The following is an 820-nucleotide window of genomic DNA, read 5'->3' as shown; positions in this document are numbered from 1 at the left end:
AGCATGGATTGCTGCCATTAACCGTAGCCAAGAGCTTCAAAAATCATTCCCTGATACAGAAGCAGCTCGCAAATCGTTAGAAATTCAGCTGGAAGCCTACAAGCAGCTGCAACTAGAAGATGCCGTTGCAAGAACAGAAGCGCTCATTAAGCTAAATCCAGTCAAATAAACGCCTACCGCCACAGCTCAAACTGTGGCGGTTTTGTTTTCTACCACCAATTCCTTCTCTTTGAACAATCTTGATGATTTTTTGAGCACAACTTATGCTTAGAGTTCTACTCCACCATTTAACTGGACGTGAACGTGACCATATCTAAGTTTTGGGCAATGCTGTTCTTTCTGTTGTCGGCGTCCGTTTACGCTTTGGAAATCTCACCATTAAAACAGCCTCCGTACACGGGTGACTTAGATGTCATCAAAGAGAAAAACGTATTGCGCGTTTTAGTTTCTGCCGATTTAGGCTTCTACTATATCGAAGGAGGAACACCAAAAGGGATTGGCGCAGAGCTGCTGGCTCACTTTGAAAAAGATTTACGCAAAATCAAACCCAAACTGAACGTACAAATCATCCCTCTAGCGCGAGACCAATTACTCCCTTCTCTCGAAAACGGCTCTGGTGATTTAGTGGTGGCAAACTTGACGATCACCGATGCCCGAAAACAAAAAGTCGACTTCAGTACCCCAATCTTATCCGGAATTGAAGAGTGGGTGATCACCAACAAAAGTACTCCAACCATCACTAAACTTGAGCAGTTGAGCGGTAAGGAGATTTGGGTACGTGCCAGTTCCAGCTACTTTGAAAGCATTCAAGCCGTCAACA

Annotated in this window: 2 protein-coding genes; both read left to right on the top strand. The window is 44.4% G+C overall.

The features are described from left to right. Window positions 1-169: outer membrane protein assembly factor BamD (gene bamD, locus R7O13_RS25775; RefSeq protein ID WP_318305060.1), on the top strand; the 169-nt coding region annotated here is incomplete at its 5' end. A 134-nt stretch (window positions 170-303) separates the two neighbouring features. Continuing rightward, window positions 304-820, top strand: a 517-nt coding sequence (locus tag R7O13_RS25770) for a transporter substrate-binding domain-containing protein (protein ID WP_318305059.1), incomplete at its 3' end; no start/stop codon positions are given.

This window comes from Vibrio sp. Y176 (genome assembly GCF_033438945.1).
This window is presented reverse-complemented; position numbering and strand designations above follow the sequence as displayed.